Here is a 26,908-nt window from a genome sequence, read left to right as displayed (position 1 = left end):
ACTCAAGTCCTTTTTGATTACATAAATTGGGCGATGAAGACCACGATGATGATGATTGGAATGATGAAACGAAGAAGGAAGAGCCAGACTTGGAAAAGTCCTTGTTTCCATGCCGTTTCATCAAGATGGAGTTCCTCCATAGCAAGAGCCTTCTTGAAGATGTAGCCTGTAAAAAGTGAAAGGCAGAGAGCTCCAAATGGCATGAGGAGATTGGAAACCAAGAAGTCCATAGCGTCAAAGAAGGTCTTCCCAAAGATGTGAGCATCCGCCATAACACCGTAAGATAGGGCTGAAGGAATGCCAAAGACAAAGGTCAAAATTCCTAAAATCACACTCCATTTAGCACGCTTGCTGTTGTCCTGGTTGGTGATATTGCCTACATTGATTTCCAGCATCACGACAGAAGAAGTGACCGTCGCAAAGAGGAAGAGCAAGAGGAAAAGGATGTAGAAAATGGTTCCAAAAGGCATCTTGTCAAAGAGTTGAGGCAAGACGATAAAGAGCAGGCTTGGTCCCCCTTCAGACTGGATGTTGAAGGCTGACATGGCTGGGAAAATGGCTAGTCCTGCCATGATGGACACCGAGATGTTCATGGCTACGATGGAGATTCCTGACTGAACTAGATTGGTTTTCTTGTCCAAGTAGGACGCATAGGTCAGCATGGCTGTCACCCCTAGTGAGAGGGCAAAGAAAGATTGTCCCAGAGCATAGAGGAGACCAGCACTTGTCAGTTTTGAAAAGTCTGGTTTGAGGAAGTAAAGAACCCCTTCCATGGCATTTGGCAAACTGAGAGAGCGCCCAATGATGACAACAAAGATGATAAAGAGCAGGGGCATCATAACTTTCGAAGCTCTTTCAATCCCTTTTTGAACACCACGTGATACAATAAAGATATTCAATAAGATAAAGGCTGCTTGAGCTCCAAGGGCAATGGCTGGATTGGAAATAATATCGGTAAAGAGCTGAGCATAGTCACCCGTTCCGCTAAGCTGGAACAATTTTCCAAACTCGATGCCTAGATAAACCAGAATCCATCCTCCGATAACACTGTAGAAAGATAAGAGGATAAAGAGGGCAAAGGCACCAATCCAACCGATAAAGTTGTACTTACTATTCTTGCCTAGTTTTCCAAAGGTTTTGATAGCTGAAACACCAGCACTTCGGCCGAGGGTAAACTCAGCTAGCAAAAGGGGAAAACCGATTAGAATAGTGGAGATGAGAAAGACTAGTAAAAAGCCACCTCCACCGTTAGCAGCAGTCATATAGGGGAATTTCCAAACGGCACCAAGTCCGATGGCTGAACCAGCAGATGCTAGGATAAAGCCCAGTTTAGAACCCCATTGCGATTTTTCAGACATAGTTAAACTCCTAAAATTAGTGTTACAAAAGAAAAAGCTACTGCCCTTGGCAAATAGCCTCATCAGTACTTAAAGTGAGCGTTTCTTTTGATTGATAGACTTGACTATCCTATCATGTTTTCTAAGGTCTGTCAAGAAAACCATTTTCATGTTATGATAAAGTAAAAAAATTTCGCAAAAATGCTTGACTCTGACCTAAGGGGAGGGGTTATACTATCAATGTAGGAGGAAATCATGTACCATATAAAAGAAGCTGCCCAGCTTTCAGGTGTCTCTGTTAAGACCCTACACCACTACGATAAGATAGGACTCTTAGTCCCCTTAAAGTCAGGAAACGGCTATCGAATCTACAGTAAAGAGGATTTGGAACGTCTTCAGGTCATTCTTTACTATAAATATCTAGGCTTTTCTTTAGAAAAAATAGCAGAGCTATTAAAGGAAGAAAGGACAGGTTTATTGTCTCATTTGACCAGGCAGTTGGACTATTTGACTCGAGAAAGGCAACATCTGGATAGCTTGATTTCAACCTTGCAAAAAACCATTCAAGAACAAAAAGGAGAAAGAGAAATGAGCATTCAAGAGAAATTTGCTGGATTTAACTATCAAGACCATCAAAAATACCACCAAGAGGCGGTAGAGAAATATGGACAAGAAGTCATGGACCAAGCGTTAGAGCGCCAAAAAGGTCACGAAGACGAAGCTACGGCTGCTTTCAACCAAGTTTTTCAAGCATTGGCACAAAATCTTCAAGCTGGTCTACCTGTAACAGCAACCGAAAATCAAGAAGAAGCTGCTAAACTCTTGCAAGCCATTCGTACTTATGGATTCGACTGTACTATTGAAGTCTTCGGTCATATCGGTAAAGGCTACGTCTACAACCCAGAGTTTAAGGAAAACATTGACAAATTTGGAATTGGAACAGCTCAGTACACATCAGATGTCATTGCCCATTATGTCCAAACTCAGACAAAATAAAATCGGAGGAGTGATCTTCCGATTTTTACTAAATTCAAGCACTACTTGCTTAATAATTTTTCTACTACATTTAGTTTTCGCATTGTCAAATCTACATTAAAAAGCTTTTCAAGATAGTTGGTATGGAGTTTCTTTTGTTTTGCAGTTCTAGGGAGATAGAGGTAAAGACAATGGTTACCGATACAAATTTCTTCTTCACCGTAATCAATTTTCAATTTTTCTAAAGGGAGACTTTGAATAGATTCTTGATAAAAAATCACGTGTATACGGTCATAAAGATAGTGTTCTCCAAACGGGTTTTCTTGGACAATTTTTTTAAAATCACTTTTATTCTTGATAACCATTTTTAAGTCGGCCCCAATTTTTTCCTTTATCAGAGTATGAACACGTTCTCGTATTTCTTCGAGAGCTAAGTTACTTTCAAGAATAATATTTCCACTTTGAATATAAGTTCGAACTTGTTGAAAACCAGCTTCTGTCAAGATATCTACTAGATAAGACATTTTAGGGATAGCATTTTTTCCATTAGGAGTAACTCCCCTTAACAAGATAATATGTTCCAAAGGACTTCCTTTCTTTTGGGGCTGATTTAGCCATTGAATAATTTAGATTTAGATTGGGTTTGATCCCGCCACCCAGCCGGTACAGAGGGCTGAAGTGATATTAAACCCACCCGTGTGGGCATTGATATCCATGACCTCGCCAGCAAAGTGGAGGCCAGGTACCAGCTTACTTTCAAGGGTTTTAGGGTTGATTTCCTTAAGACTGACGCCACCCTTGGTGACAAAGGACTTGGCAAGGGACATTTTTCCGGTCACAGGGATTTTGAGGGCCTTAATAGACTGGAGAAGTTGTTCTCGTTCCTTTTCAGTCAGTTGTTTGACTTTTTCAGGATAGCTTTGCACAAAAAATTCTGCCAAGCGTTCTGGAAGCAAAGTTTTTAAGGCATTTTTTAGAGATTTTTCCCTATTTTCTTCTAGAAATGCAACCAAGTCATTTTCAGAAAGTTGAGGCAAAACATCGAGTGAGAGAACCTCTCCGCCCTTGACAAAGCTAGACATACGCAGAGCAGCAGGGCCTGACAAACCAAAGTGGGTAAAGAGCAAATCGTGAGTGATGACATGCTTACCATAGCTTAGGGTCACATCGTCCAGCGAAATACCCTGCAAAGCCTTGTGTGGAAAATCTGTCAACAAAGGACTTTCAGCTGCCTCAAGCTCGGTAATGGTGTGCTTAAAATGACGGGCAATCTCATGACCAAAACCAGTCGAACCAGTAGAAGGATAGGATTTACCACCTGTTGTGACAATGAGTTTCTCACAAGTGAAGGTTTGGTCTGCGGACTTAAGGACAAACTGGTTGTCGATTTTTTTAACCGAAACAATTTCGGTTTGAGTGGCAACTTGGCCGCCTAGCTCAGTGATTTTCTTTTCTAAAGCCTCGATAATGGTTCGTGATTTGTCACTGGCCGGAAAGACGCGTCCGTGGTCTTCGACCTTAAGTTTAACACCATTTTCTGTAAAAAAGTTAATGATATCATGGTTATCAAACTGGGAGAAGACACTGTAGAGAAAGCGCCCATTTCCAGGGATGCCAGCTAGCAGGTCGTCCAAGCTACCATTGTTGGTTACATTGCAACGACCACCACCAGTACCAGCTAATTTTTTTCCGAGTTTCCGATTTTTTTCGATGAGGAGGGTTTTCTGTCCATAAAAGCTACTGGAAATCGTAGCCATCATACCAGCAGGTCCCCCACCGATAACAATAGTATCAAAATGTTTCATAGCTCTATTGTACCACAAAAAAACAAGAGATGAAGGTCACCTCTTGTCAAGAATGCAATTAATCAATTTCATATCCCATCAGCAAACCACCATCTTCTGCATAGAAACTGCAGAGACCAGAGGTTGGTAGAATTTTAATATCCGCCTGTGGGAAATTTTCACGAATTCGCTCTGAAAGCTGTTGGCAACATTTCTCGTTATTGCGTTGGGCCATGACAATACGGCCACCAGCATAACCAGCTTTTATTAACTCTTCATAGGCTGCCTGAATCGATTTCTTTGGTCCTCTTGCTTTTTGTAGCAATTCGAGAGTTCCAGTTTCACTAGCTTCTCCGACCATACGGATATTTAGAAGGCCAACGACTGTACCGATAAGCTTGCTCAAACGGCCGTTTTTTACCAAGTTATCGACCTTTGCTAGAACAAAGAGCAACTTGGTTTTTTCTTGATAGGCAGTGATAGTTTCAACCACTTCTTCAAAAGATAGGCCCTGGTCAATCAAGTCATTTAATTTTTCTACAAGCAAGTCAACTTCACCGCCAGCAGACAAACTATCAATTACATGAATTTTAGTGTCAGGATGTTCTTCCAGATAAATATTCTTGGCCAGTTGCGCACTATTGTGACTACCAGAAAGAGTACCTGTGATGGTTACTAGGAAAATGTTTTTGGCACCTTCAAATGCCCGCAAATAATCATCTGGGCTTGGACAAGCTGATTTTGAAGCTTCTGCGGTTGCATACATGGTTTCCATCATTTGGTCAATATCAAGACAGGCATCATCAACAAAGACCTGATCAGCTACTTGAATGGTTAAGGGGACGCTTACAAAGGTTGTGTCAATAGCTGGTGTTGCCAGCTGACGATAATCACAACCAGAGTCAGCAATAATCTTCCAAGTCATAGAAATTCTCCATCTTTGTCAGTTATACATTGACAAAGGTTCTGTCTTTTTTTACAATTATATCATGAAAACCCTTGAAACAAAAGCCTCATCCGTCTGTTGTGACAAGTAGAAAGAAAATGTTATGTCTGAACGTAGAATCTCTGAAAAGTCTCTTGAAAATCTCAGAAAATCAAACCAAGAATCCAATTTATTAACCAGAGAAGCCATTGAAACAGCCCTCTTACAACTCTTGGAAAAAAAGGACTTGACCAAGATTAGTATTTCTGAATTGGTCAAACGTGCAGGCGTTTCGCGTGCAGCCTTTTATCGCAATTATGATTCCAAAGAGGAGATTTTAGAAAGCGTCTTTAAACGAACTGTCCACAATATTATGAAACAGCTGCATCATTACGATTTAAAGACAGACCTTTATCTGGTCTGGGTTCACCTTTTCCGAGAAGCAAGAAAGGAAGCCAGAGTGATTCAACTGGCCTTGGATTACCATTTAGAAAAAATCTTTGTCCAAGCCATGCAGGAATTTTTAGAAAAATACCATGGAAAATCAAAAGGTGTCAGCTCTTATCTTCATTCCTTTTGGAGCTCGGCCATCGTCTCTGTTCTTTTAAAATGGATCAAGGATGGCATGAAGGTACCTGCTGAAAAGATAGCGGATTTACGGTTACCATTTTTTAAAAAATAGAGAAAAAGGAGAAGAGATATGACTGAAAAAAGACTAGCATGGGATGAGTATTTTGCAGCCCAAGCCCTACTAATTGCCAATCGATCCACTTGTAAACGTGCCAAAGTGGGTGCGATTCTGGTAAAAGATAATAAGGTTATTTCCACTGGTTACAATGGTTCGGTATCAGGAACCGAGCATTGTATTGACCACGAATGTCTAGTCATTGAAGGACACTGTGTTCGCACCCTTCATGCTGAGGTCAATGCTATCCTTCAAGGTGCAGAACGTGGTGTTCCTAAAGGCTTTACAGCCTATGTAACCCATTTTCCTTGTCTGAACTGTACAAAACAATTGCTGCAGGTTGGTTGCAAGCGCGTGGTTTATATTAACCAGTATCGAATGGACGACTATGCCCAATACCTTTATCAAGAAAAGGGAACAGAATTAACCCATTTACCACTTGAGACAGTACAGGCAGCTCTTAAAGAGGCAGATCTAATGTAAAAATTATCAAAAATAAATGGTTTAGAAAGATTTTTAAACCGTTTTTTGGTATAATAAGAAGAATAAATTGAAAGAAGGAATTCCAAAAATGGGAAAAATTGAAGTTATTAATCACCCGCTGATTCAACACAAATTGTCAATCTTGCGTCGTACAGATACTTCTACAAAAGCTTTTCGTGAGCTAGTAGATGAGATTGCAATGTTGATGGGGTATGAAGTACTTCGTGATCTTCCACTAGAAGATGTGGAGATCGAAACACCAATCACAAAAACAGTTCAAAAACAATTGGCAGGTAAGAAATTGGCCATCGTTCCAATCTTGCGTGCAGGTATCGGGATGGTTGATGGTCTCTTGAGCTTGGTTCCAGCTGCTAAAGTTGGTCACATTGGTATGTACCGTGATGAAGAAACGCTTCAACCAGTTGAATACTTGGTGAAATTGCCTGAGGACATTAACCAACGTCAAATTTTTGTAGTAGACCCAATGTTGGCAACAGGTGGATCAGCAATCTTGGCCGTTGACTCACTTAAAAAACGTGGTGCATCAAATATTAAATTTGTCTGCCTTGTATCTGCTCCAGAAGGTGTAAAAGCCCTTCAAGAAGCTCATCCGGATGTAGAAATCTTTACAGCAGCCTTGGATGAACGCTTGAACGAACACGGTTACATCGTTCCAGGTCTTGGAGATGCTGGGGACCGCTTGTTCGGTACGAAATAAGATCGAAAAGAAGAATGACTTGGAAAAGAAGTTCCAGTCACGAAAGGAGGTTGAGTTTTTGTTTCTGTCTAATGAAAACAGAGCAAAAATTTGACCTTTTTTGACCAAGATATTATAATAGTCTTATCTTCTGTCATTTGACCAACAAAAATAAAACTCAAAAGGAGAAATGAATGATTCCTGTAGTTATTGAACAAACAAGCCGTGGAGAACGTTCTTACGATATTTACTCACGTCTTCTTAAAGACCGCATCATTATGCTGACAGGTCCCGTTGAAGACAATATGGCCAACTCTGTTATTGCCCAATTGCTTTTCTTGGATGCCCAAGATAGTACAAAAGATATTTACCTTTATGTCAATACACCTGGTGGTTCTGTTTCAGCTGGTTTGGCAATCGTTGATACTATGAACTTTATCAAGGCAGATGTCCAAACCATCGTTATGGGAATGGCTGCATCTATGGGGACTGTTATTGCATCAAGTGGAGCAAAAGGCAAGCGTTTCATGCTTCCAAATGCAGAGTATATGATTCACCAACCGATGGGTGGTACAGGTGGTGGTACTCAACAAACCGATATGGCGATCGCTGCAGAACACTTGCTTAAAACTCGTAATACCTTGGAAAAAATCTTGGCTGAAAATTCAGGTCAGTCAATCGAAAAAGTCCATGCAGATGCAGAACGCGATAACTGGATGAGTGCCCAAGAAACACTCGAATATGGCTTTATTGATGAAATCATGGCCAACAATTCATTGAACTAATGATGATAGAAGGCAAACTCGACTGGGTTTGCTTTTTTTGGTATAATAGGGAGAGATTTCTTAGAAAGAGGATTTATCATGTTTGAAAAAGTCAATCGATCTGGCTTGATTATCTATCTTTACTATAATCGTGATGCCAAAAAACTGCAGGATTATGGAGATATTACCTATCATTCCAAGAAACATCGTTACTTACAACTTTATGTTCCAACTCAAGAAGTGGAGCAATTGGTCGGGCGCTTGAGCAAGGAAAAGTTTATCAAAAAAGTCAGAGTTTGTCATATCCAAGAACTGGAAACACCCTTTGTGGGCAACCTTTACCGAGAAGAAAACGTTATCAGATAAAAATTTAAAGAAAAGTGTTGACAATTTTCTGATAATTCGGTATATTCTTAACAGACTATTTAAGAAATAAGGAGACAAAAAAGATGAAGAAAAAATTTGCCCTATCGTTTGTGGCGCTTGCAAGTGTAGCACTTCTTGCAGCCTGTGGAGAAGTGAAGTCTGGAGCAGTCAACACTGCTGGTAACTCAGTAGAGGAAAAGACAATTAAAATCGGATTTAACTTCGAAGAAACTGGTGCCGTAGCTGCCTACGGAACATCTGAACAAAAAGGTGCCCAACTTGCTGTTGACGAAATCAATGCAGCAGGTGGTATCGATGGAAAACAAATCGAAGTAGTCGATAAAGATAACAAGTCTGAAACAGCAGAGGCTGCTTCAGTAACAACTAACCTTGTAACCCAATCTAAGGTATCAGCAATCGTAGGACCTGCGACATCTGGTGCAACTGCAGCTGCGGTAGCGAATGCTACAAAAGCAGGTGTCCCATTGATCTCACCAAGTGCGACTCAAGATGGATTGACTAAAGGTCAAGATTACCTCTTTATTGGAACTTTCCAAGATAGCTTCCAAGGAAAAATTATCTCAAACTATGTTTCTGAAAAATTAAATGCTAAGAAAGTGGTTCTTTACACTGACAATGCCAGTGACTATGCTAAAGGTATTGCCAAAGCCTTCCGTGAAGCTTACAAGGGTGAGATCGTTGCAGATGAAACTTTTGTAGCAGGTGACACAGACTTCCAAGCAGCCCTTACAAAAATGAAAGGGAAAGATTTTGATGCTATCATCGTCCCTGGTTACTACACTGAAGCTGGTAAAATTGTAAACCAAGCGCGTGGTATGGGAATTGACAAACCAATCGTTGGTGGTGATGGATTCAACGGTGAGGAGTTTGTACAACAAGCAACTGCTGAAAAAGCATCAAACATCTACTTTATCTCAGGCTTCTCAACTACTGTAGAAGTTTCAGCTAAAGCTAAAGCCTTCCTTGACGCTTACCGTGCTAAGTACAATGAAGAGCCTTCAACATTTGCAGCCTTGGCTTATGATTCAGTTCACCTTGTAGCAAACGCAGCAAAAGGTGCTAAAAATTCAGGTGAAATCAAGGATAACCTTGCTAAAACAAAAGATTTTGAAGGTGTAACTGGTCAAACAAGCTTCGATGCAGACCACAACACAGTCAAAACTGCTTACATGATGACCATGAACAATGGTAAAGTTGAAGCAGCAGAAGTTGTAAAACCATAATAGAAAAATGTTGAAATAGGGAATGAGCCTCGGACTCACTCCCTGTTTCGATATTTAATACTCTTCGAAAATCTCTTCAAACTGCGTCAACGTCGCCTTGGATTATATATGTGACTGACTTCGTCAGTCTTATCTACAACCTCAAAGCAGTGCTTTGAGCAACCTGCGGCTAGTTTCCTAGTTTGCTCTTTGATTTTCATTGAGTATAAGAACCTATCAAAAAGTGAGGGAAAACCCTCGGAATTATATATAGAAAGAGTGAATCTTATGCTCCAACAACTAGTAAATGGTTTGATTCTAGGTAGTGTTTATGCGCTGTTAGCCCTAGGATATACCATGGTTTACGGAATTATCAAGCTCATCAATTTCGCCCACGGTGATATTTATATGATGGGAGCCTTTATCGGTTATTTCTTGATTAATTCTTTCCAAATGAATTTCTTTGTAGCGCTTATTGTAGCTATGCTAGCGACAGCCATTCTTGGTGTCGTGATTGAGTTCCTTGCTTACCGACCTTTGCGTCACTCTACTCGTATTGCTGTTTTGATTACAGCTATTGGGGTTTCTTTCCTATTGGAGTATGGCATGGTCTATCTGGTTGGTGCCAATACCCGTGCCTTCCCTCAAGCGATTCAAACAGTTCGCTATGATTTGGGACCAGTTAGCCTAACAAACGTGCAGTTAATGATCTTGGCCATTTCCTTGATTTTGATGATTTTGTTACAAGTCATTGTTCAAAAGACCAAGATGGGGAAAGCCATGCGTGCGGTATCAGTAGATAGCGATGCGGCGCAATTGATGGGGATCAATGTAAACCGTACTATCAGCTTTACCTTCGCTTTGGGTTCTGCTCTTGCGGGTGCGGCTGGTGTTCTGATTGCCCTCTATTATAACTCTCTTGAGCCTTTGATGGGAGTTACTCCAGGTCTTAAGTCTTTCGTTGCCGCAGTACTTGGTGGTATCGGAATCATTCCTGGTGCGGCGCTTGGTGGATTTGTAATTGGTCTATTAGAAACCTTTGCGACAGCCTTTGGGATGTCAGACTTCCGTGATGCCATTGTTTATGGAATCTTGTTGTTGATCTTGATTGTCCGCCCAGCTGGTATCCTTGGTAAAAATGTGAAAGAGAAGGTGTAAACGATGAAGGAAAATTTAAAAGTTAATATTCTATGGTTACTCCTTTTGTTAGCTGGTTATGGCTTGATTAGTGTACTGGTTTCAGTTGGAGTACTCAACCTGTTCTATGTACAGATTTTACAACAAATTGGAATCAATATTATTCTGGCTGTTGGTCTCAACTTAATCGTTGGTTTTTCAGGACAATTTTCACTTGGTCATGCTGGTTTCATGGCGATTGGTGCCTATGCAGCAGCTATTATTGGTTCTAAATTACCGACCTACGGTGCCTTCTTTGGAGCTATGCTGATAGGGGCTTTACTTTCAGGAGCGGTTGCCTTGCTTGTCGGCATTCCAACCTTGCGTTTGAAGGGGGACTATCTTGCGGTAGCTACTCTAGGTGTTTCTGAAATTATCCGTATCTTTATCATCAATGGCGGAAGCCTTACAAATGGTGCGGCAGGTATCTTGGGAATTCCAAACTTTACAACTTGGCAAATGGTTTACTTCTTTGTCGTGATTACAACCGTTGCAACCTTGAACTTCTTGCGTAGCCCAATTGGTCGTTCAACCCTCTCTGTTCGTGAGGATGAAATCGCTGCTGAGTCAGTTGGGGTTAATACGACTAAAATTAAAATCATCGCCTTTGTCTTTGGTGCTATTACTGCAAGTATTGCAGGGTCACTTCAGGCAGGATTTATCGGTTCAGTTGTACCGAAAGATTACACTTTCATCAACTCAATCAACGTTTTGATCATTGTTGTATTTGGCGGACTTGGTTCCATTACAGGTGCGATTGTATCGGCTATTGTTCTGGGAATTTTGAATATGCTTCTCCAAGATGTTGCCAGCGTGCGTATGATTATCTACGCTTTGGCCTTGGTATTGGTAATGATTTTCAGACCAGGGGGACTTCTTGGAACGTGGGAATTGAGCCTATCACGTTTCTTTAAAAAATCTAAGAAGGAGGAACAAAACTAATGGCATTACTTGAAGTAAAACAGTTAACCAAACATTTTGGCGGTCTAACAGCTGTTGGAGATGTGACTCTTGAATTGAACGAAGGGGAATTGGTTGGACTAATCGGTCCAAACGGAGCTGGGAAAACCACTCTTTTCAACCTTTTGACGGGTGTTTATGAACCAAGTGAGGGGACAGTAACCCTAGATGGTCACCTTTTAAATGGGAAGGCACCTTATAAGATTGCTTCTTTGGGACTTGGTCGTACTTTCCAAAATATCCGTCTCTTTAAAGATTTAACAGTTTTGGATAATGTTTTGATTGCTTTTGGCAACCATCACAAACAACATGTTTTTGCTAGTTTTTTGCGCTTACCAGCTTTTTACAAGAGTGAAAAAGAATTAAAGGCTAAGGCTTTGGAATTGCTTAAAATCTTTGATTTAGATGGTGATGCAGAAACTCTTGCTAAAAACCTTGCCTACGGACAACAACGTCGTTTGGAAATTGTTCGTGCCCTTGCTACGGAACCTAAAATTCTCTTTTTAGATGAACCAGCAGCAGGTATGAACCCACAGGAAACAGCCGAATTGACTGAGTTAATTCGTCGTATCAAAGATGAATTTAAGATTACGATCATGCTGATTGAACACGATATGAATCTGGTCATGGAAGTTACAGAACGTATCTACGTACTTGAATATGGTCGTTTAATTGCTCAAGGAACTCCAGACGAAATTAAGACCAATAAACGCGTTATCGAAGCTTATCTAGGAGGTGAAGCCTAATGTCTATGTTAAAAGTTGATAATCTTTCTGTACATTACGGTATGATCCAAGCAGTCCGTGATGTAAGCTTTGAAGTGAATGAAGGAGAGGTAGTTTCACTTATCGGTGCCAATGGTGCAGGTAAGACAACCATTCTCCGTACCTTGTCTGGTTTGGTTAGACCGAGTTCAGGAAAAATTGAATTTTTAGGTCAAGAAATCCAAAAAATGCCGGCTCAGAAAATCGTAGCAGGTGGCCTTTCACAAGTACCAGAAGGACGCCACGTCTTCCCTGGCTTGACTGTTATGGAAAATCTTGAAATGGGAGCTTTCTTAAAGAAAAATCGTGAAGAAAATCAAGCTAACTTGAAGAAGGTTTTCTCACGCTTTCCTCGTCTTGAAGAACGGAAGAACCAAGATGCAGCAACTCTTTCAGGGGGGGAACAACAAATGCTTGCCATGGGACGCGCTCTTATGTCAACACCAAAACTTCTTCTTTTAGATGAACCATCAATGGGACTTGCCCCAATCTTTATCCAAGAGATTTTTGATATCATTCAAGATATCCAGAAGCAAGGGACAACTGTCCTCTTGATTGAACAAAATGCCAATAAGGCACTCGCAATCTCTGACCGAGGCTATGTACTGGAAACAGGCAAAATCGTCCTATCAGGAACAGGAAAAGAACTCGCCTCATCAGAAGAAGTAAGAAAAGCGTATCTAGGTGGCTAAAACAATCCAGTGGATTGTTTTAGTCGGCAGATGAAGATTGCGAAGCAATCTTCGCATAGTCTGGGAGACTAGTTTAGGTTGCAAATGAAGATTACGAAGTAATCATCATTATAGTCCGGGGAACCTTTTTAGTCGGCAGATAGAGATTGCGAAGCAATCATCAGAATCCAGTGGATTGTTTTAGTCGGTGGATAAGGATTACGAAGTAATCTTCGCATAGTCTGGGAGACTAGTTTAGGTTGCGGATAGAGATTGCAAAGCAATCTTCATCTACATTGAAAAATTAATTTCTAATAATTGAAAAAACCGAATGAAGCGTACCTATCCTTCATTCACAGAGCTCGATTTTAGAGCTCTTTTTGCTAGCTTATTCATACTTTTCTGAATTTTGAAAAAGAAATGTAAGCGTTTGATAGATTTACAAAAAGATTGTATAATAGGGATAAGAATAGAAAAGGAGAAGTCTCATGGCAGTTAAAGATTTTATGACCCGCAAGGTAGTGTATATTAGTCCAGATACAACAGTATCTCATGCAGCAGATTTGATGAGAGAGCAAGGGTTGCACCGCTTGCCTGTTATCGAAAATGATCAATTAGTTGGTTTGGTGACTGAGGGAACCATTGCCCAAGCAAGTCCATCAAAAGCAACCAGTCTTTCTATCTATGAGATGAATTATCTTCTGAATAAGACAAAAGTAAAAGATGTCATGATTCGCGATGTTGTCACTGTCTCAGGCTATGCGAGTCTAGAAGATGCAACTTATCTGATGTTGAAAAACAAGATTGGTATTCTTCCTGTCGTAGATAACCATCAAGTCTATGGGGTTATTACGGACCGTGACGTTTTCCAAGCCTTTCTCGAAATTGCTGGTTATGGAGAAGAAGGAATTCGTGTGCGCTTTGTTACAGAAGATGAAGTTGGTGTCCTTGGTAAGATTGTTTCTCTAATCGTTGAAGAAAATTTGAATATTTCGCATACAGTCAATATTCCGCGTAAGGATGGTAAGGTGATTATCGAAGTTCAAATCGATGGATCAATTGATTTACCAGCCTTGAAAGAAAAATTTGAAGCAAATGGCATTCAAGTGGAAGAAATCACTCGCACTTCAGCAAAAGTCTTGTAGGAAGGGAAGCCGAAAGGCTTCTTTTTTCATAAAAAGGGACTAGAGCAAAAGATGGAAAGAAATGATAAAATATGCTATAATGAAATGATGTAAAAAAGGAGTATTTATGGACATTTCAGTAATCCGTCAAAAAATTGACGCAAATCGTGAAAAATTAGCTTCTTTCAGGGGGTCTCTTTGACCTAGAAGGTCTAGAGGAAGAGATTGCCATCTTGGAAAACAAGATGACAGAACCTGATTTTTGGAACGATAATATCGCGGCCCAAAAAACGTCGCAAGAATTAAATGAATTAAAAAACACCTATAATACCTTCCATAAGATGGAAGAGTTGCAGGATGAAGTTGAAATTTTATTGGACTTTTTAGCAGAAGACGAGTCGGTTCAAGAAGAACTGGTAGAGCAGTTAGCCGAACTTGATAAGATGATGACCAGCTATGAGATGACGCTTCTCTTGTCGGAACCTTATGACCACAACAATGCCATCTTGGAAATCCATCCAGGTTCTGGTGGTACAGAGGCTCAGGACTGGGGTGATATGTTGCTGCGTATGTATACTCGCTATGGCAATGCTAAAGGTTTTAAAGTAGAAGTATTGGATTATCAAGCAGGTGATGAGGCTGGTATTAAGTCGGTGACCTTATCATTTGAAGGGCCTAATGCCTATGGTCTTCTCAAGTCAGAAATGGGAGTTCACCGTTTGGTGCGAATTTCGCCGTTTGACTCTGCTAAACGTCGCCATACCTCTTTCACATCTGTAGAAGTGATGCCAGAATTGGATGATACTATTGAAGTGGAAATCCGTGAAGATGATATCAAGATGGATACCTTCCGTTCAGGTGGTGCCGGTGGACAAAACGTCAACAAGGTTTCAACAGGTGTGCGTCTGACCCACATTCCAACTGGAATTGTTGTTCAATCAACAGTGGATCGGACCCAGTATGGAAATAGAGATCGTGCCATGAAAATGTTGCAGGCTAAGCTCTATCAAATGGAGCAAGAGAAGAAGGCTGCGGAGGTAGATTCCCTCAAGGGTGAGAAAAAAGAAATCACATGGGGAAGCCAAATCCGTTCTTATGTCTTCACGCCTTATACTATGGTAAAAGATCACCGAACTAGCTTTGAAGTTGCTCAGGTAGATAAGGTTATGGATGGGGACCTAGATGGTTTTATCGATGCCTATCTCAAGTGGCGCATTAGCTAAGATAGAAAGGAAGTCACATGTCAATCATTGAAATGAGAGATGTCGTCAAAAAATACGACAACGGAACGACTGCCCTACGCGGTGTTTCGGTCAGCGTTCAACCGGGGGAATTTGCTTACATCGTAGGACCTTCAGGAGCAGGGAAGTCAACTTTTATTCGTTCTCTGTATCGTGAAGTAAAAATCGATAAAGGAAGCCTATCAGTTGCTGGTTTTAATCTGGTTAAGATTAAAAAGAAAGATGTCCCGCTTCTACGTCGTAGTGTTGGGGTTGTCTTCCAGGATTATAAACTGTTGCCAAAGAAAACGGTTTATGAGAATATTGCTTACGCTATGGAAGTAATCGGGGAAAATCGCCGTAATATCAAAAAACGAGTGATGGAAGTTTTGGACTTGGTTGGCTTGAAGCACAAGGTTCGTTCTTTCCCAAATGAGCTCTCAGGTGGGGAGCAACAGCGGATTGCGATTGCGCGTGCTATTGTAAATAATCCCAAAGTACTGATAGCCGATGAACCAACAGGAAACCTAGATCCGGATAATTCATGGGAAATTATGAATCTTTTGGAACGGATTAACCTACAAGGGACAACTATTTTGATGGCGACTCATAATAGCCAGATTGTAAATACCTTGCGCCACCGTGTCATTGCCATTGAAAATGGCCGTGTCGTTCGTGACGAATCAAAAGGAGAGTATGGATACGATGATTAGTAGATTTTTTCGCCATTTATTTGAAGCCTTAAAAAGTTTGAAACGAAATGGTTGGATGACAGTAGCTGCTGTCAGTTCAGTCATGATTACTTTGACCTTGGTGGCAATATTTGCTTCTGTTATTTTCAATACAGCGAAACTAGCTACAGATATTGAAAATAATGTCCGTGTAGTAGTTTATATCCGAAAGGATGTGGAAGATAACAGTCAGACAATTGAAAAAGAAGGTCAAACTGTTACAAATAATGACTACCACAAGGTATATGATTCTTTGAAGAACATGTCTACGGTTAAGAGTGTTACCTTTTCAAGTAAAGAAGAACAATATGAAAAGTTAACCGAGACAATGGGAGATAACTGGAAAATCTTTGAAGGAGATGCCAATCCTCTCTATGATGCCTATATTGTAGAGGCAAACACTCCAAATGATGTAAAAACTATAGCCGAAGATGCTAAAAAAATTGAAGGTGTCTCTGAGGTTCAAGATGGCGGTGCCAATACAGAAAGACTCTTCAAGTTAGCTTCATTTATCCGTGTTTGGGGACTAGGGATTGCTGCTTTGTTAATTTTTGTCGCAGTTTTCTTGATTTCAAATACCATTCGTATTACCATTATTTCCCGCAGTCGCGAGATTCAAATCATGCGCTTGGTCGGAGCTAAAAACAGTTATATTCGTGGACCGTTCTTGTTAGAAGGAGCCTTTATCGGTTTATTGGGAGCTATCGCACCATCTGTTTTAGTCTTTATTGTTTATCAAATGGTTTACCAATCTGTCAATAAATCGTTGGTAGGACAAAATCTATCCATGATTAGTCCAGATTTATTTAGTCCTTTGATGATTGCCCTACTATTTGTGATTGGAATTTTCATTGGTTCACTGGGATCAGGAATTTCCATGCGCCGATTCTTGAAGATTTAGGTAAAATAATTATTTTTATGAGGAGGTTGTAAAATCTCCTTTTTTGCTACAAGAGTTTTTGAAAAGGGACTTCTAATACTCAATGGAAATCAAAGAGCAAACTAGGTAGCTCGCCACAGGATGCTCAAAATACTGTTTTGAGGTTGTAGATAAGACTGACGAAGTCAGTCCCATATATACGGTAAGGCGACGCTGACGTGGTTTGAAGAGATTTTCGAAGAGTATCAAGAAGTCGCCCGGAGAAGACTTTTTGATGGCTAACTTGAACTTGAAATTTGGCACTAGAAATTTTTTTGAAAAAAGAGTATTTTTTTGAATAAAAGCCTTTACAAAAAAAATTAAAGTGGTATAATTAAATCATAAAAGGTGCAAACGTTTTCGTAAAACGTTTGCCTAAATAAAAATAAAGGAGATTTGAATGATGAAAGATACATTCAAAAATGTCTTGTCTTTCGAATTTTGGCAAAAATTCGGTAAGGCTTTGATGGTGGTTATCGCGGTTATGCCGGCTGCTGGTTTGATGATTTCAATCGGTAAGTCTATCGTGATGATTAACCCAACCTTTGCACCACTCGTTATTACTGGTGGTGTACTAGAGCAAATCGGTTGGGGGGTTATCGTTAACCTTCATATCTTGTTCGCCCTCGCTATTGGAGGAAGCTGGGCTAAAGAACGTGCTGGTGGTGCTTTCGCCGCTGGTCTTGCCTTCATCTTGATTAACCGTATCACTGGTACAATCTTTGGTGTATCAGGCGATATGTTGAAAAATCCAGATGCTATGGTTTCAACACTATTGGGTGGGCAAATCAAAGTTGCTGATTACTTCATTAGTGTTATGGAAGCCCCAGCATTGAACATGGGTGTCTTCGTAGGGATTATTTCTGGTTTTATTGGAGCAACTGCTTACAATAAATACTATAACTTCCGTAAGCTTCCTGATGCACTTTCATTCTTTAACGGAAAACGTTTTGTACCATTTGTAGTTATTCTTCGTTCAATAATTGCTGCAATTGTACTTGCAGCTTTCTGGCCACTTGTGCAAACTGGTATCAATAGCTTTGGTATCTGGATTGCTAACTCACAAGAAACTGCTCCAATCCTTGCACCATTCTTGTATGGTACATTGGAACGTTTGCTCTTACCATTTGGTCTTCACCACATGTTGACTATCCCAATGAACTACACAGCTCTTGGTGGTACTTATGAGGTCCTAACTGGTGCAGCTAAAGGTAGCCAAGTATTTGGTCAAGATCCACTTTGGCTTGCGTGGGTAACAGACCTTGTAAACCTTAAAGGTACTGATGCTAGTCAATACCAACACTTGTTAGATACAGTACATCCAGCTCGTTTCAAAGTTGGACAAATGATTGGTTCATTCGGTATCTTGATGGGTGTGGTTGTGGCTATCTACCGTAATGTTGATGCTGACAAGAAACACAAATACAAAGGTATGATGATTGCGACAGCTCTTGCAACATTCTTGACAGGGGTTACTGAACCAATCGAATACATGTTCATGTTCGTCGCAACACCTATGTATCTTGTTTACTCACTTGTTCAAGGTGCAGCCTTTGCTATGGCTGATGTCGTAAACCTACGTATGCACTCATTCGGTTCAATCGAGTTCTTGACTCGTACACCTATTGCAATCAGTGCTGGTATCGGTATGGATATCATTAACTTCATTTGGGTAACTGTTCTCTTTGCTGTAATCATGTACTTTATCGCAAACTTCATGATTCAAAAATTCAACTACGCAACTCCAGGACGTAACGGAAACTATGAGACTGCTGAAGGTTCAGAAGAAGCTAGCAGTGAAGTGAAAGTTGCAGCAGGTTCTCAAGCTGTAAACATTATCAACCTTCTTGGTGGACGCGCAAACATCGTTGATGTTGATGCATGTATGACTCGTCTCCGTGTTACTGTTAAAGATGCAGATAAAGTAGGAAATGCAGAGCAATGGAAAGCAGAAGGAGCTATGGGTCTTGTCATGAAAGGACAAGGGGTTCAAGCTATCTACGGACCAAAAGCTGACGTATTGAAATCTGATATCCAAGATATCCTTGATTCAGGTGAAATCATTCCTGAAACTCTTCCAAGCCAAATGACTGAAGCACAACAAAACACTGTTCACTTCAAAGGTCTTACTGAGGAAGTTTACTCAGTAGCAGACGGTCAAGTTGTTGCTTTGGAACAAGTAAAAGATCCAGTATTTGCTCAAAAAATGATGGGTGATGGATTTGCAGTAGAACCTGCAAATGGAAATATTGTATCTCCAGTTTCAGGTACTGTATCAAGCATCTTCCCAACAAAACATGCTCTTGGTATTGTGACTGCAGCAGGTCTTGAAGTATTGGTTCACATTGGTTTGGACACAGTAAGTCTTGAAGGTAAACCATTTACAGTTCATGTTGCTGAAGGACAAAAAGTTGCAGCAGGTGATCTCCTTGTCACAGCTGACTTGGATGCTATCCGTGCAGCAGGACGTGAAACTTCAACAGTAGTTGTCTTCACAAATGGTGATGCAATTAAATCAGTTAAATTAGAAAAAACAGGTTCTCTTGCAGCTAAAACAGCAGTTGCTAAAGTAGAATTGTAATATACTTGAGGTTGGAAGCTGTATTCCAACCTCTTATTTTGGGAGAAAAGAATGAAATTTTTAACACTCAATACTCATAGTTGGATGGAGAAAGAAGCAGAGGAAAAATTCCAGATTTTGCTTGAGGATATTCTTGAAAAAGACTATGATTTGATTTGTTTCCAAGAAATCAATCAGGAGATTACTTCGCCAGAGGTGGAGGTTAATGATCTCTATCAAGCTTTGCCAGCAGCTGAGCCTATTCATCAAGACCACTATGTTAGACTCTTGGTTGAAAAGTTGTCAGAGCAAGGGAAAAATTACTACTGGACCTGGGCTTATAACCATATCGGTTATGATTGCTACCACGAAGGTGTGGCTATCTTGTCTAAAACACCTATTGAAGCCAGAGAAATTTTAGTTTCAGATGTGGATGATCCAACTGACTATCATACTCGCCGTGTTGCCTTGGTTGAAACTGTAGTTGATGGAAAGGAGCTTGCAGTTTCAAGTGTCCACCTTTCTTGGTGGGATAAAGGTTTCCAAGAAGAATGGGCACGATTTGAGGCTGTCTTGAAAGAATTGAACAAGCCGCTTTTGCTAGCTGGAGATTTCAACAATCCGGCTGGACAGGAAGGCTACCAAGCTATTTTAGCTAGTCCATTAGGCTTACAAGATGCATTTGAAGTTGCTCAAGAGAAAAGTGGTAGTTATACTGTTCCACCAGAAATAGATGGATGGAAAGGGAACACTGAACCCCTTCGGATCGACTATGTTTTTACTACCAAAGAGTTAGCGGTGGAAAATTTACATGTCGTATTTGATGGTAACAAGAGTCCGCAAGTTAGTGATCACTATGGCTTGAGTGCTATTTTAAACTGGAAATAATAACTGAAAAGAGGTTGGGATTCACAAATTCCAGCCTTTTTCTTATTAGAGAAGCTACTGGAAATAGCCTAATACTCTTCGAAAATCAAATTCAAACCACGTCAGCTTCACCTTGCCGTACTCAAGTACAGCCTGCGGCTAGCTTCCTAGTTTGCTCTTTGATTTTCATTGAGTATAAATAAGTGAGGCTACTGAAATGGAATAAAATATGGTATAATTGGTAAGATAGATAGAATCGAGGATATTATGTCATTTACGAAATTTCAATTTAAAAACTATATTAGAGAAGCCCTGCAGGAGTTGAAATTTACAACTCCAACAGAGGTACAAGATAAGTTGATTCCCATTGTCCTGTCAGGCCGAGATTTGGTTGGAGAATCAAAAACAGGTTCGGGTAAGACTCACACTTTCCTATTGCCGATTTTCCAGCAATTAGATGAAGCCAGCGATAGTGTTCAAGCAGTCATTACTGCACCGAGTCGTGAATTAGCTACTCAAATTTACCAAGCAGCTCGTCAGATTTCAGCTCACTCAGAAGTGGAAGTTCGTGTGGTTAATTATGTGGGGGGGACAGATAAGGCTCGCCAGATTGAGAAATTGGCAAGTAAGCAGCCTCATATTGTTATCGGAACGCCTGGCCGTATTTATGACTTAGTTAAGTCTGGTGACCTAGCTATTCACAAGGCTAAGACCTTTGTGGTCGATGAGGCAGATATGACCTTGGATATGGGATTCTTGGAAACTGTTGATAAGATTGCTGGCAGTCTTCCAAAGGACCTGCAATTCATGGTCTTCTCAGCGACTATTCCACAAAAGTTGCAACCATTCTTGAAAAAATACTTGTCAAATCCTGTCATGGAGAAAATCAAGACCAAAACGGTCATTTCTGATACCATTGATAATTGGTTGATTTCTACTAAGGGACGTGACAAGAATGCTCAAATTTATCAATTGACTCAGTTGATGCAGCCTTATTTGGCAATGATTTTTGTCAACACTAAGACACGTGCTGATGAATTACATTCATATCTGACTGCTCAAGGATTGAAGGTAGCGAAGATTCATGGAGATATTGCTCCTCGTGAGCGCAAGCGAATCATGAATCAGGTGAATAATCTGGATTTTGAGTACATTGTCGCAACAGACTTGGCGGCGCGTGGGATTGACATTGAAGGTGTTAGCCATGTCATCAATGATGCCATTCCGCAAGACTTATCTTTCTTTGTGCACCGTGTTGGTCGTACTGGACGCAATGGCCTAGCTGGTACAGCTATTACCCTTTATCAGCCAAGCGATGACTCGGATATCCGTGAGTTGGAGAAATTGGGAATCAAGTTTACTCCTAAGATGGTCAAAGACGGGGAATTTCAAGATACCTATGACCGTGATCGTCGTGCCAACCGTGAGAAAAAACAAGATAAGCTTGATATTGAAATGATTGGTCTGGTTAAAAAGAAAAAGAAAAAAGTCAAACCGGGTTATAAGAAGAAAATTCAATGGGCGGTTGATGAAAAGCGCCGTAAAACCAAGCGTGCTGAAAATCGCGCTCGCGGTCGTGCAGAGCGTAAAGCTAAACGCCAAACATTTTAATAGTAATTGTTGGAGTGCTGAGCTCCAACTTTTTGATTTATGAGAACGAACTATCTAAACCGAAACACTACATTAAAGACTGCAAATTGTGTTTAAAAATGGTATAATGATAAAGTTATATAGTCCCGATAAGATGGTAGGTACTTCTATTTTTTCTTGCGAGTCGCAACTCGCAAAGAATGACGGCTCCAAAGTAGTCGCTCGTCATTCTACGGTTGCCGCTATAATGCGGTCACCCTATGCGCCTTACTAGTTTCAGAAATAAAAAAGTATTGTTTTTATTTCTTTCGCGTCGCAACTCGTAGATGATAGGGATTTCTATCAGTACTTTGTAACTCTATAACACTATTTTTAAGGGGGGACATTTTTATGTCAGAACGTAAATTATTCACGTCTGAATCTGTATCTGAGGGGCATCCAGATAAGATTGCAGACCAAATTTCAGATGCGATTTTGGATGCTATTTTAGCCAAAGATCCAGAGGCGCACGTTGCTGCTGAGACAGCTGTTTATACTGGTTCTGTCCATGTTTTTGGTGAAATTTCGACAAATGCCTATGTGGACATTAACCGTGTGGTTCGTGATACCATTGCAGAGATTGGCTATACCAATACAGAGTATGGATTTTCTGCAGAGACGGTGGGAGTCCATCCGTCACTTGTTGAGCAGTCACCGGATATCGCCCAAGGGGTTAATGAAGCCTTAGAAGTTCGTGGAAATGCAGACCAAGATCCGCTGGACTTAATTGGTGCTGGAGACCAAGGTCTCATGTTTGGATTTGCAGTGGATGAAACAGAAGAGCTCATGCCATTGCCAATTTCACTCAGCCACAAGTTAGTTCGTCGTTTAGCAGATCTTCGTAAATCTGGGGAAATCAGCTATCTTCGCCCAGATGCTAAATCACAAGTTACAGTTGAGTATGATGAAAATGACCGTCCAGTACGTGTGGACACAGTTGTTATTTCAACTCAGCACGATCCAGAAGTCAGCAAAGAGCAAATTCACAATGATGTCATTAATAAGGTTATCAAAGAGGTTATTCCAGCCTCTTACTTGGATGAGCAAACAAAATTCTTCATCAATCCTACTGGTCGTTTTGTAATCGGTGGACCTCAAGGAGACTCAGGTTTGACTGGTCGTAAGATTATCGTGGATACCTATGGTGGCTACTCTCGTCATGGTGGCGGTGCCTTCTCTGGTAAAGATGCGACTAAGGTGGACCGTTCTGCCTCTTATGCAGCTCGTTATATTGCAAAGAATATCGTTGCAGCAGGTCTGGCTAAGAAAGCGGAAGTGCAATTGGCCTACGCTATCGGTGTTGCCCAACCTGTTTCTGTTCGTATCGATACCTTTGGTACAGGAAGAGTAGCTGAAAGCAAGCTTGAAAAAGCGGCTCGTCAAATCTTTGACCTTCGTCCTGCAGGAATTATTCAAATGCTGGACCTCAAGCGCCCAATTTACCGTCAAACAGCGGCTTACGGACACATGGGACGTACAGATATTGACCTTCCATGGGAACGCTTGGACAAGGTAAACGCTTTGAAAGAAGCAGTCAAATAAATGAATTGAAGAAAGAGGGAATCTCCCTCTTTTTTATGGTTTTTAACTATACTGGGATACTGTTCTGAAAATCCATTTTGCGAAAGTAGAGATTTACATGTATTTCTTTAAAAATGATAATGGTTGAGATTTCTCCTCGTAATAGATAATCATGGGGATATTTCAATCCAAAGTTTTATTCGTTATCACTTGACTATTGCAAGGTTTTCTAGAGCAACAGAGTCATGGAATGGACTCATGGTTGAGATTTCTCCTTGTTGCTTGGACTTCATTCAAAAGTCTGTTACCCAAACCTTGTTCAAACTTCCAATACACTAGCTGTTTCCATAGCATGACTTCTGCACTAGACTTTCTTTTCCGAATAAATAGATAGAACCATAGAATCTAGTAAACCTAGAATTAAAACTGTGGTATAATATTAGCAATAAAAGGAATCTGGAGGATTAGAATCATGGTATCAACGAAAACACAAATTGCTGGTTTTGAGTTTGATAATTGCTTGATGAATGCAGCAGGTGTGGCTTGTATGACGATAGAGGAGCTAGAAGGGGTTAAAAACTCAGCGGCAGGAACCTTTGTCACTAAGACAGCAACCTTGGACTTCCGTCAGGGAAATCCTGAGCCACGCTATCAAGATGTCCCACTTGGTTCTATCAACTCTATGGGCTTGCCGAATAAGGGCTTAGACTATTATTTGAACTATCTTTTGGACTTGCAGGAAAAAGAGCCGAACCGAACTTTCTTTTTATCTCTAGTTGGCATGTCTCCAGAGGAAACCCATACTATTTTGAAAAAAGTCCAAGAGAGTGATTTTCGTGGTCTGACTGAGCTAAACCTCTCCTGTCCAAATGTTCCAGGAAAACCTCAGATTGCCTATGATTTTGAGACAACAGACCGGATTTTGGCAGAAGTATTTGCTTACTTTACAAAACCTCTTGGAATTAAGCTTCCACCTTATTTTGATATTGTTCACTTTGACCAAGCGGCAGCTATTTTTAACAAGTATCCGCTCAAGTTTGTCAACTGCGTCAACTCAATCGGAAACGGACTGTATATAGAAGATGAATCTGTCGTTATTCGCCCTAAAAATGGTTTCGGTGGGATTGGTGGGGAGTATATCAAACCGACTGCTCTAGCTAATGTTCACGCCTTTTATCAACGCTTAAACCCTCAAATCCAAATCATCGGAACAGGAGGAGTTCTGACTGGTCGTGATGCCTTTGAACACATCCTCTGTGGTGCCAGTATGGTACAGGTGGGAACCACCCTTCACAAAGAAGGCGTCGGTGCTTTCGAACGTATTACCAATGAACTAAAAGCTATCATGGCGGAAAAAGGGTACGAGAGCTTAGAAGATTTCCGTGGGGAATTGCGCTATATTGATTAAATTCATTAAAAAATCAGAAGAAAGGAGAGAAGATGCTAACCATTGAAGAAAGTCAGAAGTTGACTTTATCAAATTTACCTAGTCTAAGCCTATTTACAGGGACAGATCAGGGTCAGTTTGAAGTGATGAAGAGTCAAGTATTGAAACAGATTGGCTATGATTCTGCCGACCTCAACTTTGCCTACTTTGATATGAAAGAAGTAGTTTACAAGGATGTGGAACTGGAGTTAGTCAGCCTTCCTTTCTTTGCGGATGAGAAAATCGTGATATTGGATCATTTTGTTGATATGACAACAGCCAAGAAACGCTTTTTAACAGATGATGAGCTTAAGTCGTTTGAGGAATACCTTGACAATCCTTCGCCAACAACCAAGTTGTTGATCTTTGCGGAAGGAAAACTGGATAGTAAAAGACGGTTGGTTAAATTACTGAAGCGTGATGCCAAGGTTTTTGACGCAGTAGAAGCCAAAGAACAAGAATTGCGCCAGTATTTCCAAAAGTGGAGCCAGAAACAAGGTCTGCAGTTTGCCAATAATTCTTTTGAAAATCTCCTTATCAAATCTGGTTTTCAATTTAGCGAAATTCAGAAAAATCTCCTCTTTTTACAGTCCTATAAGGCAGATTCTGTTATCGAAGAAGAGGATATTGTCAACGCTATTCCCAAGACCTTGCAGGACAATATCTTTGACTTAACTCAGTTTATTCTGACTAAAAAGATGGACCAGGCGCGAGATTTGGTGAGGGACTTGACCTTGCAAGGTGAAGATGAAATCAAACTGATTGCAGTCATGCTGGGACAATTTCGGACTTTTACTCAGGTGAAGATTTTGTCGGAGTCTGGGCAAACAGAATCGCAGATTGGAAGTAGTCTAGGAAGTTTTCTCGGACGTAATCTTAATCCCTATCAAATCAAGTTTGCGTTGAGGGATTCGCGAGGACTTTCCTTGAGCTTTCTGAAGCAAGCTATTTCCTATTTGATTGAGACAGACTATCAGATTAAGACAGGTCTTTATGAAAAAGGTTTCCTTTTTGAAAAGGCACTCTTACAGATTGCTAGTCAGGTAAATTGATATTTTTTTGAAACTACAACCCGCGTCAATATTATCTTGTCGTGGGTTTCTTGCTGATTTGCTTGTTTTATACTCAATGAAAATCAAAGAGCAAACTAGCCGCAGGTTGCTCAAAGCACTGCTTTGAGGTTGTAAATAAGACTGACGAAGTCAGCTCAAAACATGTTTTTGAGGTTGCGGATGAAACTGACGAAGTCAGCTCAAAACACTGTTTTGAGGTTGTGGATAGAACTGACGAAGTCAGTAACCATATCTACGGCAAGGCGACGTTGACGCGGTTTGAAGAGATTTTCGAAGAGTATGATTAGAAAGTATCTCAGTGATTTCCTTATCTATAAGCAAAAAACTTGAAAAAAGTGAATGTTTGCGTTATCATTTTCATATAGAAAGAAAAAGAGGTATTACAGATGGCTATTATCTTACCAGAACTTCCATATGCATACGACGCTTTGGAACCATACATCGATGCGGAAACAATGCACTTGCACCATGACAAACACCATCAAACTTATGTCAACAATGCCAATGCAGCTCTTGAAAAACACCCTGAAATCGGTGAAGACCTTGCAGCCTTGCTTGCTGATGTAGAATCTATCCCAGCTGATATCCGTCAAGCGCTTATCAACAATGGTGGTGGACACTTGAATCACGCTCTTTTCTGGGAATGGATGACTCCTGAGAAAACAGCTCCTTCAGCAGAACTGGCAGCAGCAATCGATGTAACATTTGGTTCATTTGAAGAATTCCAAGCAGCCTTCACTGCAGCAGCAACAACTCGTTTCGGTTCTGGCTGGGCATGGTTGGTTGTCAACAAAGAAGGTGAACTTGAAGTGACTTCAACAGCAAACCAAGACACACCAATCTCAGAAGGTAAAAAACCAATCTTGGGCTTGGACGTTTGGGAACATGCTTACTACGTGAAATACCGCAACGTGCGTCCTGACTACATCAAAGCTTTCTTCTCAGTGATCAACTGGAACAAAGTAGATGAATTGTACGCAGCTGCTAAATAATGATAGTTGGAGGGAAGAATTGTTCTTCTCTTTTTA

26 protein-coding genes are annotated in these 26,908 nt (G+C 40.6%); 22 read left to right on the top strand and 4 right to left on the bottom strand.

The window, feature by feature from the left end; translation table 11 throughout:
- Positions 1 to 17: 17 nt before the first annotated feature.
- The gene (locus HT679_RS07025; RefSeq protein ID WP_173213764.1) at positions 18 to 1,358 is read right to left on the bottom strand and encodes a sodium-dependent transporter; all 1,341 of its coding nucleotides are present in this window, start codon (positions 1,356 to 1,358) and stop codon (positions 18 to 20) included.
- A gap of 234 nt (positions 1,359 to 1,592) precedes the next feature.
- On the opposite strand from HT679_RS07025, the gene HT679_RS07020 reads away from it, so the two are divergent.
- Positions 1,593 to 2,333: a MerR family transcriptional regulator gene (locus HT679_RS07020; protein WP_050973141.1), complete on the top strand. Its 741-nt coding sequence runs from the start codon at positions 1,593 to 1,595 to the stop codon at positions 2,331 to 2,333.
- Positions 2,334 to 2,374: 41 nt separating this feature from the next.
- On the opposite strand, the gene HT679_RS07015 is transcribed toward HT679_RS07020, so the two are convergent.
- From HT679_RS07015 to HT679_RS07005, 3 genes are read right to left on the bottom strand one after another with little or no spacing between them, the layout of a single operon-like run.
- Positions 2,375 to 2,896 carry a DUF1697 domain-containing protein gene (locus HT679_RS07015; RefSeq protein WP_173213762.1) on the bottom strand — a complete coding sequence of 174 codons (522 nt, stop codon included), beginning with the start codon at positions 2,894 to 2,896 and terminating at the stop codon, positions 2,375 to 2,377.
- Between the two features lie 48 nt (positions 2,897 to 2,944).
- Positions 2,945 to 4,117 carry an NAD(P)/FAD-dependent oxidoreductase gene (locus HT679_RS07010; protein ID WP_050973144.1) on the bottom strand — a complete coding sequence of 391 codons (1,173 nt, stop codon included), beginning with the start codon at positions 4,115 to 4,117 and terminating at the stop codon, positions 2,945 to 2,947.
- A 58-nt stretch (positions 4,118 to 4,175) separates the two neighbouring features.
- Positions 4,176 to 5,021, bottom strand: a complete 846-nt coding sequence (locus tag HT679_RS07005; RefSeq protein WP_050973139.1) for a DegV family protein — start codon at positions 5,019 to 5,021, stop codon at positions 4,176 to 4,178.
- A gap of 124 nt (positions 5,022 to 5,145) precedes the next feature.
- On the opposite strand from HT679_RS07005, the gene HT679_RS07000 reads away from it, so the two are divergent.
- The 21 genes from HT679_RS07000 to sodA all read left to right on the top strand — a co-directional run bounded on the left by HT679_RS07000 (position 5,146) and on the right by sodA (position 26,872).
- Positions 5,146 to 5,703, top strand: coding sequence for a TetR/AcrR family transcriptional regulator (locus tag HT679_RS07000; protein ID WP_173213760.1), 558 nt, complete (start codon positions 5,146 to 5,148; stop codon positions 5,701 to 5,703).
- An 18-nt stretch (positions 5,704 to 5,721) separates the two neighbouring features.
- On the top strand, positions 5,722 to 6,189 hold the full coding sequence (locus tag HT679_RS06995) for a cytidine/deoxycytidylate deaminase family protein (protein WP_000136973.1): 468 nt from the start codon (positions 5,722 to 5,724) through the stop codon (positions 6,187 to 6,189).
- Between the two features lie 88 nt (positions 6,190 to 6,277).
- Positions 6,278 to 6,907: a uracil phosphoribosyltransferase gene (gene upp / locus HT679_RS06990; protein ID WP_000515975.1), complete on the top strand. Its 630-nt coding sequence runs from the start codon at positions 6,278 to 6,280 to the stop codon at positions 6,905 to 6,907.
- Between the two features lie 173 nt (positions 6,908 to 7,080).
- A complete protein-coding gene (gene clpP / locus HT679_RS06985) occupies positions 7,081 to 7,671 on the top strand; it encodes an ATP-dependent Clp protease proteolytic subunit ClpP (protein WP_000613475.1) in 591 nt (196 codons plus the stop codon).
- A 78-nt stretch (positions 7,672 to 7,749) separates the two neighbouring features.
- A complete protein-coding gene (locus tag HT679_RS06980; RefSeq protein WP_050223575.1) occupies positions 7,750 to 8,016 on the top strand; it encodes a YlbG family protein in 267 nt (88 codons plus the stop codon).
- 83 nt (positions 8,017 to 8,099) lie between these two features.
- Complete coding sequence (locus HT679_RS06975; protein WP_050236908.1) at positions 8,100 to 9,260, top strand: ABC transporter substrate-binding protein; 1,161 nt, start codon at positions 8,100 to 8,102, stop codon at positions 9,258 to 9,260.
- Between the two features lie 267 nt (positions 9,261 to 9,527).
- A complete protein-coding gene (locus HT679_RS06970; protein ID WP_000941427.1) occupies positions 9,528 to 10,397 on the top strand; it encodes a branched-chain amino acid ABC transporter permease in 870 nt (289 codons plus the stop codon).
- Positions 10,398 to 10,400: 3 nt separating this feature from the next.
- Complete coding sequence (locus HT679_RS06965; protein WP_173213758.1) at positions 10,401 to 11,357, top strand: branched-chain amino acid ABC transporter permease; 957 nt, start codon at positions 10,401 to 10,403, stop codon at positions 11,355 to 11,357.
- The gene (locus HT679_RS06960) at positions 11,357 to 12,121 is read left to right on the top strand and encodes an ABC transporter ATP-binding protein (protein WP_001185995.1); all 765 of its coding nucleotides are present in this window, start codon (positions 11,357 to 11,359) and stop codon (positions 12,119 to 12,121) included. The genes HT679_RS06965 and HT679_RS06960 overlap by 1 nt, the downstream gene beginning before the upstream one ends.
- Positions 12,121 to 12,831 (top strand): ABC transporter ATP-binding protein, encoded by a 711-nt coding sequence (locus HT679_RS06955; protein WP_000062200.1) that lies wholly within the window; start codon positions 12,121 to 12,123, stop codon positions 12,829 to 12,831. Before HT679_RS06960 ends, HT679_RS06955 begins: the two co-directional genes overlap by 1 nt.
- A 467-nt stretch (positions 12,832 to 13,298) precedes the next feature.
- On the top strand, positions 13,299 to 13,955 hold the full coding sequence (locus HT679_RS06950) for a CBS domain-containing protein (RefSeq protein ID WP_000268665.1): 657 nt from the start codon (positions 13,299 to 13,301) through the stop codon (positions 13,953 to 13,955).
- Positions 13,956 to 14,061: 106 nt separating this feature from the next.
- A protein-coding gene (gene prfB, locus HT679_RS06945) for a peptide chain release factor 2 (RefSeq protein ID WP_100127798.1) occupies positions 14,062 to 15,157 on the top strand; the annotation gives its coding sequence in 2 pieces (ribosomal slippage) (positions 14,062 to 14,133 and positions 14,135 to 15,157; 1,095 coding nt in all).
- Between the two features lie 17 nt (positions 15,158 to 15,174).
- Positions 15,175 to 15,867 (top strand): cell division ATP-binding protein FtsE, encoded by a 693-nt coding sequence (gene ftsE, locus HT679_RS06940; RefSeq protein WP_000022265.1) that lies wholly within the window; start codon positions 15,175 to 15,177, stop codon positions 15,865 to 15,867.
- Positions 15,860 to 16,786 (top strand): permease-like cell division protein FtsX, encoded by a 927-nt coding sequence (gene ftsX / locus HT679_RS06935; protein WP_000625541.1) that lies wholly within the window; start codon positions 15,860 to 15,862, stop codon positions 16,784 to 16,786. Before ftsE ends, ftsX begins: the two co-directional genes overlap by 8 nt.
- Before the next feature lie 418 nt (positions 16,787 to 17,204).
- The gene (locus HT679_RS06930; protein ID WP_173213756.1) at positions 17,205 to 19,385 is read left to right on the top strand and encodes a PTS transporter subunit IIBC; all 2,181 of its coding nucleotides are present in this window, start codon (positions 17,205 to 17,207) and stop codon (positions 19,383 to 19,385) included.
- 51 nt (positions 19,386 to 19,436) lie between these two features.
- Positions 19,437 to 20,252 (top strand): endonuclease/exonuclease/phosphatase family protein, encoded by an 816-nt coding sequence (locus HT679_RS06925; RefSeq protein ID WP_173213754.1) that lies wholly within the window; start codon positions 19,437 to 19,439, stop codon positions 20,250 to 20,252.
- Between the two features lie 246 nt (positions 20,253 to 20,498).
- Entirely contained in the window at positions 20,499 to 21,842 is a 1,344-nt protein-coding gene (locus HT679_RS06920; protein WP_173213752.1) for a DEAD/DEAH box helicase, read from the top strand.
- Positions 21,843 to 22,211: 369 nt separating this feature from the next.
- Positions 22,212 to 23,402: a methionine adenosyltransferase gene (gene metK / locus HT679_RS06915; RefSeq protein WP_173213750.1), complete on the top strand. Its 1,191-nt coding sequence runs from the start codon at positions 22,212 to 22,214 to the stop codon at positions 23,400 to 23,402.
- 451 nt (positions 23,403 to 23,853) lie between these two features.
- Positions 23,854 to 24,789, top strand: a complete 936-nt coding sequence (locus HT679_RS06910) for a dihydroorotate oxidase (protein WP_173213748.1) — start codon at positions 23,854 to 23,856, stop codon at positions 24,787 to 24,789.
- Between the two features lie 32 nt (positions 24,790 to 24,821).
- On the top strand, positions 24,822 to 25,859 hold the full coding sequence (gene holA / locus HT679_RS06905; RefSeq protein WP_173213746.1) for a DNA polymerase III subunit delta: 1,038 nt from the start codon (positions 24,822 to 24,824) through the stop codon (positions 25,857 to 25,859).
- A gap of 407 nt (positions 25,860 to 26,266) precedes the next feature.
- Positions 26,267 to 26,872: a superoxide dismutase SodA gene (sodA, locus tag HT679_RS06900; protein WP_173213744.1), complete on the top strand. Its 606-nt coding sequence runs from the start codon at positions 26,267 to 26,269 to the stop codon at positions 26,870 to 26,872.
- The last annotated feature ends 36 nt before the right edge of the window (positions 26,873 to 26,908 follow it).

It is taken from the genome of Streptococcus sp. 4886, assembly GCF_013276485.1.
Taxonomy (GTDB): Bacteria; Bacillota; Bacilli; order Lactobacillales; family Streptococcaceae; genus Streptococcus.
The sequence above is the reverse complement of the archived record's forward strand: the minus strand, read 5'-3'. Positions and strand labels throughout refer to the sequence as shown.